Here is a 13,842-nt window from a genome sequence, read left to right on the forward strand (position 1 = left end):
CTCCGCAGGCGCCGAAGCGCCTTCGTTGTTTAGACCCCGAGCGACTTCAGCTTCCGGTGAAGTGCCGACCTCTCCATACCGATGAATTCGGCAGTGCGCGAGATGTTGCCGCCAAATCTGTTGATCTGGGCCAACAGATATTCCTTTTCGAACAATTCACGCGCTTCCCGCAGCGGCAGGGCCATGATGTGCTGGTCGGACTGGGTGGGCACACGAGGCATGACGTCGCCGATTTCGGCCGGCAGCAGATCGGCCGTTATCGGCGCATCCGTATCGTCGCCGCGCGTCAGGATGACGAGGCGTTCGATATTATTGCGAAGCTGGCGGATATTGCCGGGCCAGTTATGGGCCTGCAGCACGGCCAATGCATCATCGCCCAGGCGCCGGGGCTTGATGCCTACCTGGTTGACGATCTGATTCATGAAATGATCGACCAGGATTGGTATGTCTTCCCGCCGGTCCGAAAGCGGCGGTATCGAGACGGGAACGACCGCCAGGCGGTGGAACAGATCCTCGCGGAAACGCCCCTCTTCGATCATAGCCTCAAGGTCGCGCGCGGTGGATGAAATAATTCGCACATCCACTTTCACGCGCTTCGTGCCGCCGACACGCTCGAACTGCTGATCGACCAGAACGCGCAGGATCTTTGCCTGCGTCTCGCGCGGCATGTCGGCGACCTCGTCGAGGTAGAGCGTGCCCCGGTGCGCTTCCTCCAACGCTCCGACCTTGCGCTCGCTGCCGTTCGATTCGGTGCCGAAAAGCTCAATCTCCATTCGCTCCGGCGTGATAGATGCCGCGTTGATGGTGACGAAGGGCCCGGCGGCGCGGTTCGATTCAGCGTGGATGGCACGCGCCACCAACTCCTTGCCGGACCCCGACGGTCCGATAAGCATGACACGGCTGTTGTTCGGCGCCACCCGCTCGATGGTCTGGCGCAGATGGTTGATGGCTTGCGAGTTGCCGATCAGATCGAAAGTCTCGCCGCTGCGCTTCTTCAGGTCCGACACTTCACGCTTAAGGCTGGATGTCTCCAGCGCGCGCTCGCAGATGAGGATGAGCCGGTCCGCCTTGAACGGTTTTTCGATGAAATCGTAGGCGCCGCGCTTGATGGCGGAGACAGCCGTCTCGACGGTGCCGTGCCCGGAGATCATCACCACCGGCAGTTCGGGATGCATCAGCTTGATCTTGTCGAGCAGCGCCAGGCCGTCGAGCGTGGAGCCCTGCAGCCATATGTCCAGGAGGACGAGCCGCGGCACGCGCTCGCCTATCGCCGCCAGGGCCGCGTCGCTGTGGCCGGCGGTACGCGTTTCGTGTCCTTCGTCGCTCAGGATTCCGGCAACGAGTTCCCGGATGTCGTCTTCGTCGTCGACGACCAGAATGTCAGACGCCATGATTGACCTTTTCCGTGCTTTCTTGGGTTCCGCCGTTCCGTCCGCCGGCCTGGGTGGCAATGGCGGGCAGGAACATGCGGATCATCGCTCCCACGCCGCCATGGAAATCGGGCGGCGCGTCGTGAAGCTCCAGTCTTCCTCCATGATCTTCGATGATCTTCTTGACGATCGCCAGCCCGAGGCCGGTCCCCTTTTCCCGCGTCGTCATGTAGGGCTCCAGCAGGCGCTGGCGGTTTTCTATCGGCAGGCCCTTGCCGTTGTCTATCACGTCGATCTCGATGACCGTTCCTTCCCGGCGCGCCCTTATGAGGATCGCGCCCGCCTGAGCGCCATCGCGTTCGGCCGCGTCGATCGCCTCGGCGGCATTCTTGATCACGTTGCCGAAGGCCTGGCTCATGAGGCGTGTGTCGAAGCGGCCCATCAACGGCTCGGTGCCGAGGTCGCGGTCGATCTTGATGTTGGGCCGGCTCACCTCGACCAGGAACGAAGCCTCGCGAAGCGGCTCACGCAGGTCAAGCTCCTGGATGTCGGGCTTGGGCATGCGGGCGAATGCCGAGAATTCGTCTACCATCCGGCCTATGTCGCCGACCTGGCGGATGATTGTATCCGTGCACTGGTCGAATATCTCGCGATCCTGGGTGATCACCTTGCCGAACCGCCGGCGGATTCTCTCGGCGGAAAGCTGGATGGGCGTCAACGGGTTCTTGATTTCGTGCGCGATGCGACGGGCCACATCGGCCCAGGCAGACGACCGTTGCGCCTGGACGAGATCGGTGATGTCGTCCACTGTCACGACGTAGGAGCGTTCATCGTCCGGCCCCACGCTTTCCTCTGTCGTGAGCTGGATGTTGAAGGTTCGTTCGGCGCCGGCCCGATAGAATGTCACTTGCTGCCGATAAACTTGGCGGCCTGAATTCTTTCCCTGCTCGAATACCTTGCCGATCTGCGGCAGGACGTCGGTCATCTGCTTGCCGAGGGTCTGCGATGCCGAGATCGAGAGCATTGTCTCGGCCGACCGGTTGACGATGGTCACGAAGCCGCGCGCGTCGACACCGATGACGCCGGCGGTCACTCCGGACAGAACGGCTTCGGTGAAGCGGCGGCGTTCGTCGATGACATCGCGCGCCGAGATCAGCTGGTTTCGCTGGGTCTTCAGCTGCAGCGTCATTTTGTTGAATGTATTGCCCAGCGAGGCAACGTCGCCGTCCGAGGCGCGCACCGGCACCGCCACGTCGAGATTACCGGCCGAGACGGCACTCGCAGCGCCGATGAGCTGGCGTATGGGGCGCACGAGCCGGTCCGCCACGGCGATGCCGGTCCATATGGCGGCCAGCACGATCGCCAGCGTCACCACGAGATAGACCAGCGCGAAGGCGACTTGCGTGTTGCTTCGATTGTCCTCCAGCGAGCGGTATTCGTCGGAATTCGAAGCAACGATGCGTTTTGCGCGGATAACCTGGGGATCGAGTTCGCGCAGCGTATAGAGGAATGCGTCGGGAATGGCTCGGAGCTTTATCACCGCGCCGATGAAGTTGCCCGGAGGCACCTCGAAGAAATATGTGGCTCCGTCGGCGGCCTCCTTCATGGCCTCGTCGGGAGGCATTGGGATCGAATCTTCGCCGGGCATGTCGGCGCCGATGATCAAGGATTTGTCCTCGCGCAGAAGCACGCCGGCATGCAGGCCGCGCCCACGGGTCTGCTGCGTCAGCACCTGGCGAAAGCCTCGGCGATCGAGCTGGTAAAGGCCGCGCGACTGGTCGAGCGTGAAGGCCATCGAAAGGGTCGTGCCGGAAAGGGTTTGCGCATTCTCGCGCACATAGGCCTGGGCGATCGACAAGGACGAGTTGACGATCACCCGCGTGCGTATGTCGAACCAGCGGTCGAGCCCGATATCGAGCGTTATGGAGGCGATTATGGCAACCAGAATGGCCGGGATGGCCGCCACCAGCGAAAACATCGTGACGATGCGTACATGCAGCCGCGCCGCCGCCCTGCCCCCCTTGCGGGCCGTGTAGATGCGCCGCGCCTCGAGGCCGATCAGTGTGAGAAGGATGAGGACGAAGAGCGAATTGACGGCGATCAGGGTCAGCGTCAGTTCGCTATAGGGCTCGATTGCCGTGAGCCCGAGCAACAGGACGAACGACACCGCCGCCGTGACCAGCGCCCCGACGGCAGCCAGAATGCCTGGCAGAGCCATAAGACGACGCCCATTGTTAAGCGGGGTTGGCGCGGCTTCAGAGGCCATTGCGGATGCCTGGGTACTCATTCTCAATCCGGACAGGGTTCAGATTCGGCTCGGGGCAGTGCATTCGTCAAGCCGAACAGCCCGCGTGGCAGATGGGCAACACAATGTGGCGACAATGCAACGCCTATAACATTTTGCTGCCGCAAGGAACTCCTTCGGCGTGCATAAGTGAATGGCAATAGGCGGTTACAGCAAAAAACGGGCTCTCAAGCACCCGGCTTGGAGGCGCGATAGACATCTACGCCGAGTTCCCGAATCTTCTTGCGGAGCGTGTTGCGGTTGAGGCCCAGAAGTTCCGCCGCCCTGATCTGATTCCCCTGGGTCGCGGCAAGCGCCGCCAGTATCAACGGATATTCCACCTCGGATAATATCCTGTGGTAGAGCCCGGCGGGCGGCAGCCCGGTGCCGAACGACTTGAAATGGCGCTGGAGATACTGTTCCACCGCCTGCCCGAGCGGTAGCTCTTCCGGAAGACTTTCGGCCGAAGGCGCCATCTCGAGAGTACGCGTGTCGCGCAGTTCATTGATGATGACCTCCTCGGAGATCTCATCCTGGGGGTAGAGAGCGGCCAGGCGGCGCACCAGATTCTCGAGCTCGCGCACGTTTCCGGGCCAGGCATAACGCATCATGGCTTCCAGCCCGCCCCGCGAGATGCGCTTGGCGTGCAGCCCCTCCTGCTCGGCCTGACTGAAAAAGTGGCGGACGAGATCGGGAATGTCCTCCGCCCGCTCGCGTAGCGGCGGCAAACGCAGCGGCACGACATTCAGGCGATAGAACAGGTCCTCGCGGAACAGGCCCTGATTGATCAGGACCCGCAAATCCTTGTTGGTCGCCGCGACGATGCGCACATCCGTCTTGATGGGCGTGCGTCCGCCGACGGTGGTGTATTCTCCCTGCTGGAGGACACGCAGAAGCCGGGTCTGGGCCTCCATCGGCATGTCGCCTATTTCGTCAAGGAAAAGCGTGCCGCCCTCGGCCTGCTCGAAACGGCCGTAGGAACGCTGCTGCGCGCCCGTAAAGGCGCCTTTTTCGTGGCCGAACAATTCCGATTCGATGAGGTCCCGGGGGATTGCTGCCATGTTGATCGCGACGAAGGGACCGTTGCGGCGGCGGCCGAACTCGTGCAGCGCGCGGGCCACGAGTTCCTTGCCCGTTCCCGATTCGCCGCTGATCATGACCGTCAGGTCGGTCTGCATCATGCGGGCCAGCATGCGGTAGATATCCTGCATGGCCGGCGAGCGGCCAATCAGAGGCATGGATTCGGGCGCGTCGGCGGCGCGCTGGTCGCCAGGCGCTTTCTTCGGCTCGGACAGGGCGCGCCCGACGATGCCCAGAAGCTCCGTCAGGTCAAATGGTTTCGGCAGGTACTCGTAGGCACCGGCTTCCGAAGCCCGGATGGCCGTCATGAACGTGTTCTGGGCACTCATGACGATTATGGGCAGATCCGGGCGTGACTTGCGGATGCGCGGCAGGAGGTCGAAGGCATTCTCATCGGGCATGACGACATCGGTGATGATCAGGTCGCCCTCGCCCGCCGCCACCCAGCGCCACAGCGTCGCGGCGTTGGACGTGACGCGCACCTGGTGGCCCACGCGGGAGAGCGCCTGATTGAGAACAGTGCGGATGGCGGCGTCGTCGTCGGCCACCAGGATGCTGCCATTCGGGGTCATGCTGTCGATGCTGCCTTGTTGCGTTTGGCGCCGTTGGCTTCCTGCTCGCGCCAGGCCGGCATCAGGATGCGGAAGGTGGTTCCACGCGCCGTCGAATCGCATTCGATGACGCCGCCATGCGCGCCGACGATCTTTGCCACCAGTGCAAGTCCCAGGCCCGAGCCGTTCTGCTTGGTTGTGATGAAGGGGTCGAAGATCATGGACCGTATGTCTTCCGAGACGCCGGGGCCATTGTCGTGGACGCAGAACTCCATCGGCAGCGATACTCGCTCGCGTGTTCCTGGCACCGAAAAACGGATGCCGGGGCGAAACGCGGTCGAGAGGCGAATTTCACCGCCCACTGTATTTCCAATAGCTTCTGCTGCATTCTTTATCAAGTTTATGAAGACTTGAACGAGCTGATCCCGGTTAGCGAGGATCGGCGGCAGCGACGGGTCGTATTCTTCGGTAAAACTGATGTCCCTGGCAAAGCCGTTCTGCGCGATGGCTTTCACGTGGTCGAGCACGACGTGGATATTGACGGGCATGCTGTCCACGGGCCGCTCGTCGGAGAAAACTTCCATGCGGTCCACGAGCGCGACGATGCGGTCCGTCTCTTCCGTGATCAGGCGGGCGAGGCCGCGGTCTTCGTCGGAGACGACATTTTCCAGCAGCTGGGCCGCGCCCCGAATGCCGGATAGCGGGTTCTTGATCTCGTGGGCAAGCATCGCCGCCAGCCCGGTGACGGAGCGCGCCGCGCCGCGATGCGTCATCTGGCGGTCGATCTTCTCGGCCATCGAGCGTTCCAGGAACATGATAACGGCGCTGTCCGGCGCTTCGGCGACCGGCGCTACGTATATGTCCACGATGCGGTCCTGCCCCAGGCGCGGCGAGGAGATGTCCACGCGATATTCGTTGAAGGGGGCGCTGCGCTCGCGCACCTGATCGACGAGCGTGAGCAGCGGACTGCCGAAAGGCACGAAGTCCGACAGCCGATGGCGTGCCAGCATCGCGGCGCTCGAACGAAAGAAATCTTCCGCCTCCGCGTTAGCGAATATGATCATCCCCTCCCCGTCGACCATGATGACGGGGTGGCTCAATGCGTTCACTGCAAGCTGCGACGCATCGAGCATGCCGCTTTCCGTTCTCATGCAACGAGCCTTCCTGGTACAGGCCGCTCTTGGTAGATCCCGAGCAGCAGCCGCTCGACCGCAGCGGGGTCGATTTCAGTCATCATCCGCGCCCGCAACGGGGCCAAACCCTCTCCGGCAAACCGGTCGAAATACCAGCCCAGATGTTTGCGGGCATGGCGCACGCCCTGTGCCTCGCCGTAATGCGATAGCATGTCGCGATAATGACTCACGATGTAGGCCGCGCGCTCCGCGCCGCCCTGTGGCACCCCGGCATCCCTGGTTCCGGCTGCTTCTTGGACGAGCGCGCCTGCGGCCCAGGGGGCACCATAGTGAGCGCGGCCGATCATGATGGCGTCGGCGCCCGATTCTTGCAGCATCGCTTCGGCTTCCCGCCTGCCCGCGCCGTCGCCATTGGCGACAACGGGAATGGAGACCGCCTGTTTGACACGGGCAATCGCGCGCCAGTCCGCCCTGCCCTTGTAGAACTGGCAGCGGGTTCGCCCATGCACCGTCACCATCGCTATGCCGGCCTCCTCGGCGCGCCGCGCGATCTGGGGAGCGTTGAGGCAGTCCTCGTCCCAGCCGAGCCGCATCTTGACCGTTACCGGCACTTGCACCGCCCGGACCACCGCCTCGATGAGGGAAAGTGCGTGATCGGGCTCGCGCATCAGGGCCGATCCGGAATAGCCGCCCGTGACCTTCTTGGCGGGGCAGCCCATATTGATGTCGATGATATCGGCGCCGGCATCGGCGGCTATGCGCGCGGCCTCCGCTATCCAGACCCGGTCACGCCCGGCAATTTGCACCATGTGGACGTCGATCTCCGGCCTGCGTCTTATGCGCCGGATGCTCTCATCGCGCCCCTTGGCCAGTTCACCGCTCGCCACCATTTCGGAAACGACGAGGCCAGCGCCGTGGGCGTGGGCACGCAGACGGAAGGGAAGGTCCGTCACCCCGGACATCGGTGCCAGGAACACACGATTGCGCACCGACACGTCGCCGATCTCAAGCGGACTGGCCAGATGACTGAAAGGAATCGTGCTCAAAAATGGGGCATCCTTTTCTTGTGCTCATTATTTAACCAAGCCACGGCGTAGATGCAATGGGCGTATTGCAATCCCGGGGGCAGGCCGGGATGCTCAATCAATATTCGCAGCGAAATGCAAGGAATGGCGGTCTTCATGCAGAATTCCGTTGGCAATCGGCGGCCGGCTTGATTATCCCTCCGCCAATGAACGCGCTTCATGAACATAAGCGGGCCAATCGCGTCCGGGTTGCCGTGGTGATCGTCGCGGCCGGGCGCGGCGAGCGCGCCGGTCAGGTAGATGAAGGCCCCAAGCAATACCGGATGATCGGCGGAAAGCCGGTGATACGGCACACGCTGGAAGCCTTCGCCGGCCATGCGCGCGTGGATGCGATTGCCGTCGCCATTCATCCGGACGACACGGCGCTGTTCGAGGCAGCCACCAATGGGCTCGGTCGAGACATGATATCGGTCCATGGAGGCGCTTCCCGGCAGGAATCCACACGCCTCGCGCTCGTTGCGCTGGCCGGCCACGCACCTGAGATCGTGCTCATCCACGACGGCGTCCGCCCGTTCATTGACGCTGCGCTTGTCGACCGGGTGATAGACGGGATTGCCGACGATGCCGGCGCGCTGCCTGTCGTCGCGGTTTCCGATACGCTGAAGAAGCGCGGCGACGACATGTATGTAGAGGGAACCGTCTCCCGCGCCGGCCTCTATGCCGCGCAAACGCCGCAAGGCTTCCCCTTTCAGCCCATTCTCGATGCACATGAGAATGCCCGCCGCTCGGGGCGTGGCGATTTCACGGACGATGCGTCGATCGCCGAATGGGCAGGGATGCGGGTGCGGCTGGTGGAAGGCTCGCCCGACAATGTGAAACTGACCTGGGGGCGCGACATCGTGCTGGCGGATCAGCGGCTTGGAGCAAATGCAATGCGCGGACTACCCGATGTGCGCACCGGCAACGGCTATGATGTCCATGCCTTTGAGGAAGGCGACCATGTCACGCTTTGCGGTGTCGATATTCCCCATGACAGGAAGCTGTCCGGCCACTCCGACGCCGATGTGGGACTGCACGCGCTCACCGATGCGCTATTGGCCACCTGTGGGGCGGGCGACATCGGCACCCACTTTCCACCAAGCGACCAGCAATGGAAAGGCGCGCGCTCGCGTCTCTTCGTGGAGCATGCGGTCGGGATCGTGCACGAGCGCGGCGGGCGTATCGCAAATGCCGACATCACGCTGATTTGTGAGGCTCCGAAGATCGGTCCACACCGCGAAGCGATGGTTGCGGAACTTCATGACACGCTGGGCATTTCAGTCGACCGCATTTCGATCAAGGCTACGACAAACGAAAAGTTAGGGTTCATTGGACGGTCGGAAGGCATCGCAGCCATCGCCACGGTCTCGGTGGTCTATCCGGGAACCCTGCCGGAATAGGAAGTCAGCGCGCCAATGAGTGACACCGCAATACTGGCGACCAAGGTACTGACCCGGCTCCAGCAGGCAAGCCTGATGCTGGCGACCGCCGAATCGTGCACCGGCGGCCTGATCGCCGCCGCCATCACCGATCTCAACGGCGCCTCCAACGTGCTCGACCGCGGCTTCATCACCTATTCGAACGAGGCAAAGATGGAGATGCTGGCGGTCCGTGAGCAGACGCTGCGCGACCACGGCGCCGTTTCCTCGCAGACAGCAGCCGAGATGGCCGCCGGCGCCCTGTTGCATTCGAGAGCGGACATCGCGGTATCGGTCACCGGCATCGCCGGTCCGGGCGGAGGAACGGCGGAAAAACCCGTCGGGCTCGTATGGTTCGGGATCGCCGTCAGGGATGGCGAGCCGCGCACGGTCCGCAAGCAATTCGCCGGCCTCGGCCGCGCAGCCGTGCGCCGCGACAGCGTGGCGACGGCGCTCGGTCTCGTATTGGAGGCGGCGGAAACCATCGCCGATCAGGCCGGCGTTCCATAAATCCTGTCGGCGCGCTTCTCGAAGGCTTCCGAGAACATCCTGAAGGCACGGTCGAACATGGCGCCCATCACCATGCCGAGCATGCGGCTCTTGAATTCATACTCGATGAAGAAGTGGACGTCGCAGCCGTGCTCGCCCCGCGGCTCGAAGCTCCACCGGTTGGTCAGGAAGCGGAACGGGCCGTCGATATAGCGCACGTCGATAATGTTCTCGTCAGGCTTGAGGATCACCTGGCTGGTGAAGGTCTCCCGGATGGCCTTGTAGCCCACCGTCATGTCGGCGACCACGATGCGCACGCCCTCGCGCTCCTTGGTCGAGCGAACGGTCAGGGCCTCGCACATGGGCACGAATTCGGGATAGGACTCGATGTCCGCCACCAGCGCGAACATCTCCTCCGGCGAATGGTTCACCTGGCGGACTGTCTCATGCTTCGGCATAAGGCGCTGCTAGGCCCTTGCCACGGCGGCCGCCAGCTTGGCTTCGCGCGCGGCTCGCAGACGGGCGAAATCGTCTCCGGCATGGTGAGACGAACGGGTGAGCGGACTGGACGAAACCATCAGGAAGCCCTTCGTATAGGCGACCGTCTCGTAGGATTTGAACTCGTCCGGCGTGACGAACTTCTTGATCGGGTGGTGCTTGCGTGTGGGCTGCAGATACTGCCCGATGGTGATGAAATCCACATCGGCCGAGCGCAGATCGTCCATGAGCTGCAGCACCTCGTTCCGCTCCTCGCCAAGCCCCACCATGATGCCGGACTTGGTGAAGATGGTCGGGTCCAGTTCCTTCACGCGCTGCAGCAGGCGGAGCGAGTGGAAATAGCGGGCGCCGGGACGAACGGTCAGATAATTCGACGGCACCGTCTCCAGATTGTGGTTGAACACGTCGGGCTTGGCCTCCACGACGACTTCCAGCGCCCCGTTCTTGCGCAGGAAGTCCGGCGTGAGGATTTCGATGGTGGTGTCGGGCGTTGCCTGACGGATGGCGCGGATGACTTGGGCGAAGTGCTCCGCACCGCCATCCTTCAGATCGTCGCGATCGACCGAGGTGATCACGACGTGCTTCAGCCCCATCTCGCCAACGGCCTTGGCCACGCTCGCCGGCTCGCCCGGATCGAGCGGCATCGGAATGCCGGTCGCCACGTTGCAGAAGGCGCAGGCGCGGGTGCAGATTTCGCCCATAACCATGAAGGTCGCGTGCTTCTTGTCCCAGCACTCGCCGATATTGGGGCAGCCGGCCTCCTCGCAGACCGTCACCAGCTTGTTCGACTTCACGATTTCCCGGGTTTCCAGGTACCCTTTCGAGGTCGGCGCCTTGACCCGGATCCAGTCCGGCTTTCGCATGACCTCCTGATCGGGCCGGTGCGCCTTTTCAGGATGTCGTACGCGCGGCCTTGTGGTGACGTTATCGAGAACGGTTACCATTGCGACGTTCCTTGCTGTTCCGCCTGCGCTGAAGCTGGATGTGGCCTGGGCCCGCTCATATAGCGATTTACGGCCACGAGAAAAACCCGTCCCCATGAGCAGGGACGGGCCTTTTCATAAAACATTGCGTGAGCGATCGGCTTGCTCAGACGCGGCCGCGGACCAGCCGATAAGCCCAGATCAGCAGGCTTGCCCCGACCACAGCGACAATCAACTGTCCGATGACGCCGCCAAGGGTCGTGTCGACCACCGCAAAGAGTATCGCATTCAGTACGACCGCCCCGAGAATGCCCAGCACGATATTCGTCAAAAGCCCATGCTCGGCCTTCATGACCTTCTCGGCGATCCAGCCCGCCAGACCGCCTATGATTATGGTGAGTATCCAGCCCAAACCTTCCATGAAAACACACTCCATTCCTTACCGTTTCAATCATACGGTAGAACGGCCCGTCCTTCCAAGGGGTTCCAGCCACTTGCCGCATCAGGCGTTCAGCGTCCTTCCATAGGCGTCGAGGACGCTCTCCTTCATCATTTCGGAAAGCGTGGGATGCGGGAAGACCGTATGCATCAGCTCTTCCTCGGTCGTTTCCAGATTCATGGCGATGACGAACCCCTGGATGAGTTCGGTCACTTCAGCCCCCACCATGTGGGCGCCGAGCAATTCGCCGGTCTTCTTGTCCAGAATGGTCTTGATCAGGCCCTGATCCTCGCCGAGAGCGATGGCCTTGCCGTTTGCGGCGAACTGGAAGCGCCCGACGCGGATGTCGCGGCCGGCCTTTTTCGCCGCTTCCTCGGTGAGGCCGACCGAGGCCACCTGGGGTTGGCAGTAGGTGCAGCCGGGGACCTTGTTCTTGTCGAGTGCATGGACGCCCTTCACGCCCGCGATCTTCTCGACGCAGATGACACCCTCGTGCTCGGCCTTGTGGGCCAGCATAGGGGGGCCGGCAACATCGCCGATGGCGTAGATGCCTTCGACATTGGTGCGCCCGTAGCCGTCGACGGCGATGCAGCCGCGCTCGATTTTCACGCCGAGATCCTCAAGGCCCAGATTCTCGCTGTTGCCCTGCACGCCCACGGCGGAAATCAGCCGGTCGGCGGTAATCTTCTCCACCTTGCCGTCCTTCATCTCGACATGGGCGGTGACGCTATCCTTGCCTTTTTCGACCTTCGTAACCTTGGCCTCCAGATGGAACTTGAGGCCCTGCTTCTCGAGCTGCCGCTTGGCGAATTTGGAAATTTCCGCGTCTTCCACCGGCATGACCTGGGGCATCAGTTCGACGACAGTCACATCCGAACCCATGGCGTTGTAGAAACTGGCGAACTCGATGCCGATGGCGCCAGAACCCATGACGATCAGCTTTTCCGGGATTTCCGTGGGCACCATGGCCTCGAAATAGGTCCAGATCAGCTTGCCGTCCGGTTCGATGCCGGGCAGGACGCGCGGGCGGGCACCCGTCGCCACGATCACGTGCTTGGCCTTGTAGGCGCCCTCGCCCAGCGTGTTCTTGGGCTGCGGCGGCTGTGGCTCCATCGCCTTCTTCTGGGGCTTCGACACCACGACCTCGGTACCGCCCTGCCCCTTCTTGATCTTCGCCTCGCCCCAGATGATGTCGACCTTGTTCTTCTTCATCAGGAAGCCGACGCCGCCATTGAGCCGCAGCGAGACCTTGCGCGAGCGGTCGACGACGGCGGCGGCATCGGCGGAGATCGTGCCGTCGAGCTTCAAGCCATAATCCTTGGCGTTTTCCGCCGCATGCAGGATTTCGGCGGAGCGCAGGAGGGCCTTGGTCGGGATGCAGCCCCAATTGAGGCAGATGCCGCCCAGGTGTTCACGCTCGACGATGGCCGTCTTGAGGCCGAGCTGGGCCGAACGGACCGCGGTGACGTAGCCGCCGGGGCCGGAACCGATGATGATGACGTCGTAATTTTCAGCCACGAATTTCCTCCGTTCAGATTCCGAGCGCCTTGCGGACGACCGGCGCAAGCGCCGCTCCGATTGCGCGGGTATTTTCGGCATCGAGATGAATGCCGTCGATGGGACTGGTCACGGCCGCCTCACCGGCGTCAAAAAAGGCGTAGCCATAAAGCGCGGCAAGCTCGCGATAAAAGGCCGCCAGCTTGGCTCCTTCCTCGGCAGCTCCTGCGAACTGCTCCCGGAAGATCGGATCGGCGGCTTGGCGCGGCGTGGGCGGCGCCACCACGACCATTTCGGGTGCCGCGGCGCCCAGTGGATATTCGTGGCGGCGAACGATCTCGATGATCCGCTGCATGCCGGCGCGTGCGCCGACTGCGCGCCCGCAGATGAACGGCTTGAGGTCGTTCGTGCCCAACATGACGATGATGAGGTCTAATGGAGCGTGGGTCGTCAAAAGCGTCGGCAGAACGCGCAGCCCATTGCGGTCCGTTCCGCCCAGATGATCGTCGAAGCCGGTGGTGCGGCCATTGAGCCCTTCGACCGCGATCCGCACACGGTCGCCGAGTTCGCCGGCCAAAACGCTTGGCCAGCGATCTTCGTACGCATGACGCCCGGGCCCCCTGGGGTCGTAACCCCAGGTCAGCGAATCGCCGTAGCACAGGATGGTTTTCATCCGCCCTCGCCGCGCTAAACCAGCATCGCCATGGGGTTTTCGACGAGCTTCCTGAAGGCGGCCAGCAGTTCGGCGCCGAGCGCCCCGTCGACGGCGCGGTGGTCGGTCGACAGCGTCACCGACATCACATTGGCCACCGCCAGTTCGCCGTTCTTCACCACCGCCCGCTCACCGCCCGCGCCGACCGCCAGGATGGTGGCGTGCGGCGGGTTGATGACGGCGGAGAAGTCCTTGATGCCGAACATGCCGAGGTTCGACACTTGGCCACCGCCAGTTCGCCGTTCTTCACCACCGCCCGCTCACCGCCCGCGCCGACCGCCAGGATGGTGGCGTGCGGCGGGTTGATGACGGCGGAGAAGTCCTTGATGCCGAACATGCCGAGGTTCGACACCGCCGTGGTGCCGCCCTGATATTCCTCCGGCT

The 13,842-nt window shown here is 62.9% G+C and carries 13 protein-coding genes and 2 pseudogenes; 2 read left to right on the forward strand and 13 right to left on the reverse strand.

Translation table 11 applies throughout. The annotated features are described in order from the left end of the window. Positions 1 to 29: 29 nt before the first annotated feature. The 6 genes from ntrX to N1058_RS24140 all read right to left on the reverse strand — a co-directional run bounded on the left by ntrX (position 30) and on the right by N1058_RS24140 (position 7,820). Positions 30 to 1,391, reverse strand: coding sequence for a nitrogen assimilation response regulator NtrX (gene ntrX / locus N1058_RS17375; RefSeq protein WP_265518861.1), 1,362 nt, complete (start codon positions 1,389 to 1,391; stop codon positions 30 to 32). Further along, the gene (locus N1058_RS17380) at positions 1,381 to 3,657 is read right to left on the reverse strand and encodes a sensor histidine kinase NtrY-like (RefSeq protein ID WP_420848007.1); all 2,277 of its coding nucleotides are present in this window, start codon (positions 3,655 to 3,657) and stop codon (positions 1,381 to 1,383) included. The genes ntrX and N1058_RS17380 overlap by 11 nt, the downstream gene beginning before the upstream one ends. 185 nt (positions 3,658 to 3,842) lie before the next feature. After that, positions 3,843 to 5,306, reverse strand: a complete 1,464-nt coding sequence (gene ntrC / locus N1058_RS17385) for a nitrogen regulation protein NR(I) (RefSeq protein WP_265518862.1) — start codon at positions 5,304 to 5,306, stop codon at positions 3,843 to 3,845. After that, the gene (locus N1058_RS17390; RefSeq protein WP_265518863.1) at positions 5,303 to 6,436 is read right to left on the reverse strand and encodes a two-component system sensor histidine kinase NtrB; all 1,134 of its coding nucleotides are present in this window, start codon (positions 6,434 to 6,436) and stop codon (positions 5,303 to 5,305) included. The genes ntrC and N1058_RS17390 overlap by 4 nt, the downstream gene beginning before the upstream one ends. Beyond that, positions 6,433 to 7,464 carry a tRNA dihydrouridine synthase DusB gene (gene dusB, locus N1058_RS17395; RefSeq protein WP_274709308.1) on the reverse strand — a complete coding sequence of 344 codons (1,032 nt, stop codon included), beginning with the start codon at positions 7,462 to 7,464 and terminating at the stop codon, positions 6,433 to 6,435. Before dusB ends, N1058_RS17390 begins: the two co-directional genes overlap by 4 nt. Then, on the reverse strand, positions 7,461 to 7,820 hold the full coding sequence (locus N1058_RS24140) for a hypothetical protein (protein ID WP_265518883.1): 360 nt from the start codon (positions 7,818 to 7,820) through the stop codon (positions 7,461 to 7,463). Before N1058_RS24140 ends, dusB begins: the two co-directional genes overlap by 4 nt. Here N1058_RS24140 and N1058_RS17405 point away from each other — a divergent pair. Further along, positions 7,701 to 8,882 (forward strand): bifunctional 2-C-methyl-D-erythritol 4-phosphate cytidylyltransferase/2-C-methyl-D-erythritol 2,4-cyclodiphosphate synthase, encoded by a 1,182-nt coding sequence (locus N1058_RS17405; protein WP_265518882.1) that lies wholly within the window; start codon positions 7,701 to 7,703, stop codon positions 8,880 to 8,882. The two genes, N1058_RS24140 and N1058_RS17405, sit on opposite strands and share 120 nt — an antisense overlap. A gap of 15 nt (positions 8,883 to 8,897) precedes the next feature. Next, positions 8,898 to 9,410: a CinA family protein gene (locus N1058_RS17410; protein WP_265518864.1), complete on the forward strand. Its 513-nt coding sequence runs from the start codon at positions 8,898 to 8,900 to the stop codon at positions 9,408 to 9,410. On the opposite strand, the gene N1058_RS17415 is transcribed toward N1058_RS17410, so the two are convergent. The 7 genes and pseudogenes from N1058_RS17415 to N1058_RS24255 all read right to left on the reverse strand — a co-directional run. After that, positions 9,392 to 9,847 carry a type II toxin-antitoxin system RatA family toxin gene (locus N1058_RS17415; protein ID WP_265518865.1) on the reverse strand — a complete coding sequence of 152 codons (456 nt, stop codon included), beginning with the start codon at positions 9,845 to 9,847 and terminating at the stop codon, positions 9,392 to 9,394. The genes N1058_RS17410 and N1058_RS17415 overlap by 19 nt on opposite strands. 9 nt (positions 9,848 to 9,856) lie before the next feature. Next, positions 9,857 to 10,831, reverse strand: coding sequence for a lipoyl synthase (lipA, locus tag N1058_RS17420; protein WP_265518866.1), 975 nt, complete (start codon positions 10,829 to 10,831; stop codon positions 9,857 to 9,859). Positions 10,832 to 10,976: 145 nt separating this feature from the next. Further along, a complete protein-coding gene (locus tag N1058_RS17425) occupies positions 10,977 to 11,231 on the reverse strand; it encodes a GlsB/YeaQ/YmgE family stress response membrane protein (RefSeq protein ID WP_265518867.1) in 255 nt (84 codons plus the stop codon). An 81-nt stretch (positions 11,232 to 11,312) separates the two neighbouring features. Next, the gene (lpdA, locus tag N1058_RS17430; protein ID WP_265518868.1) at positions 11,313 to 12,767 is read right to left on the reverse strand and encodes a dihydrolipoyl dehydrogenase; all 1,455 of its coding nucleotides are present in this window, start codon (positions 12,765 to 12,767) and stop codon (positions 11,313 to 11,315) included. 13 nt (positions 12,768 to 12,780) lie between these two features. After that, on the reverse strand, positions 12,781 to 13,419 hold the full coding sequence (locus tag N1058_RS17435) for an SGNH/GDSL hydrolase family protein (RefSeq protein WP_265518869.1): 639 nt from the start codon (positions 13,417 to 13,419) through the stop codon (positions 12,781 to 12,783). Positions 13,420 to 13,433: 14 nt separating this feature from the next. Then, positions 13,434 to 13,685 (reverse strand): annotated as a pseudogene (locus tag N1058_RS17440) (2-oxo acid dehydrogenase subunit E2); the annotation flags it as partial. Positions 13,686 to 13,732: 47 nt separating this feature from the next. Beyond that, positions 13,733 to 13,795, reverse strand: a pseudogene (locus N1058_RS24255) (hypothetical protein); the annotation flags it as partial. Positions 13,796 to 13,842 lie beyond the last annotated feature (47 nt).

The sequence above is a fragment of the Nitratireductor luteus genome (assembly GCF_026162365.1).
GTDB lineage: Bacteria > Pseudomonadota > Alphaproteobacteria > Rhizobiales > Rhizobiaceae > Chelativorans > Chelativorans luteus.

Excerpts from the sequence above, each read along its gene's own strand:
- N1058_RS24140 (WP_265518883.1), bottom strand. The coding sequence starts at position 7,820 with ATGGCCGGCGAAGGCTTCCAGCGTGTGCCGTATCACCGGCTTTCCGCC.
- ntrX (WP_265518861.1), bottom strand. The coding sequence starts at position 1,391 with ATGGCGTCTGACATTCTGGTCGTCGACGACGAAGACGACATCCGGGAA.
- N1058_RS17410 (WP_265518864.1), top strand. The coding sequence starts at position 8,898 with ATGAGTGACACCGCAATACTGGCGACCAAGGTACTGACCCGGCTCCAG.
- N1058_RS17415 (WP_265518865.1), bottom strand. The coding sequence starts at position 9,847 with ATGCCGAAGCATGAGACAGTCCGCCAGGTGAACCATTCGCCGGAGGAG.
- ntrC (WP_265518862.1), bottom strand. The coding sequence starts at position 5,306 with ATGACCCCGAATGGCAGCATCCTGGTGGCCGACGACGACGCCGCCATC.
- N1058_RS17390 (WP_265518863.1), bottom strand. The coding sequence starts at position 6,436 with ATGAGAACGGAAAGCGGCATGCTCGATGCGTCGCAGCTTGCAGTGAAC.
- N1058_RS17425 (WP_265518867.1), bottom strand. The coding sequence starts at position 11,231 with ATGGAAGGTTTGGGCTGGATACTCACCATAATCATAGGCGGTCTGGCG.
- lipA (WP_265518866.1), bottom strand. The coding sequence starts at position 10,831 with ATGGTAACCGTTCTCGATAACGTCACCACAAGGCCGCGCGTACGACAT.
- N1058_RS17435 (WP_265518869.1), bottom strand. The coding sequence starts at position 13,419 with ATGAAAACCATCCTGTGCTACGGCGATTCGCTGACCTGGGGTTACGAC.
- N1058_RS17380 (WP_420848007.1), bottom strand. The coding sequence starts at position 3,657 with ATGAGTACCCAGGCATCCGCAATGGCCTCTGAAGCCGCGCCAACCCCG.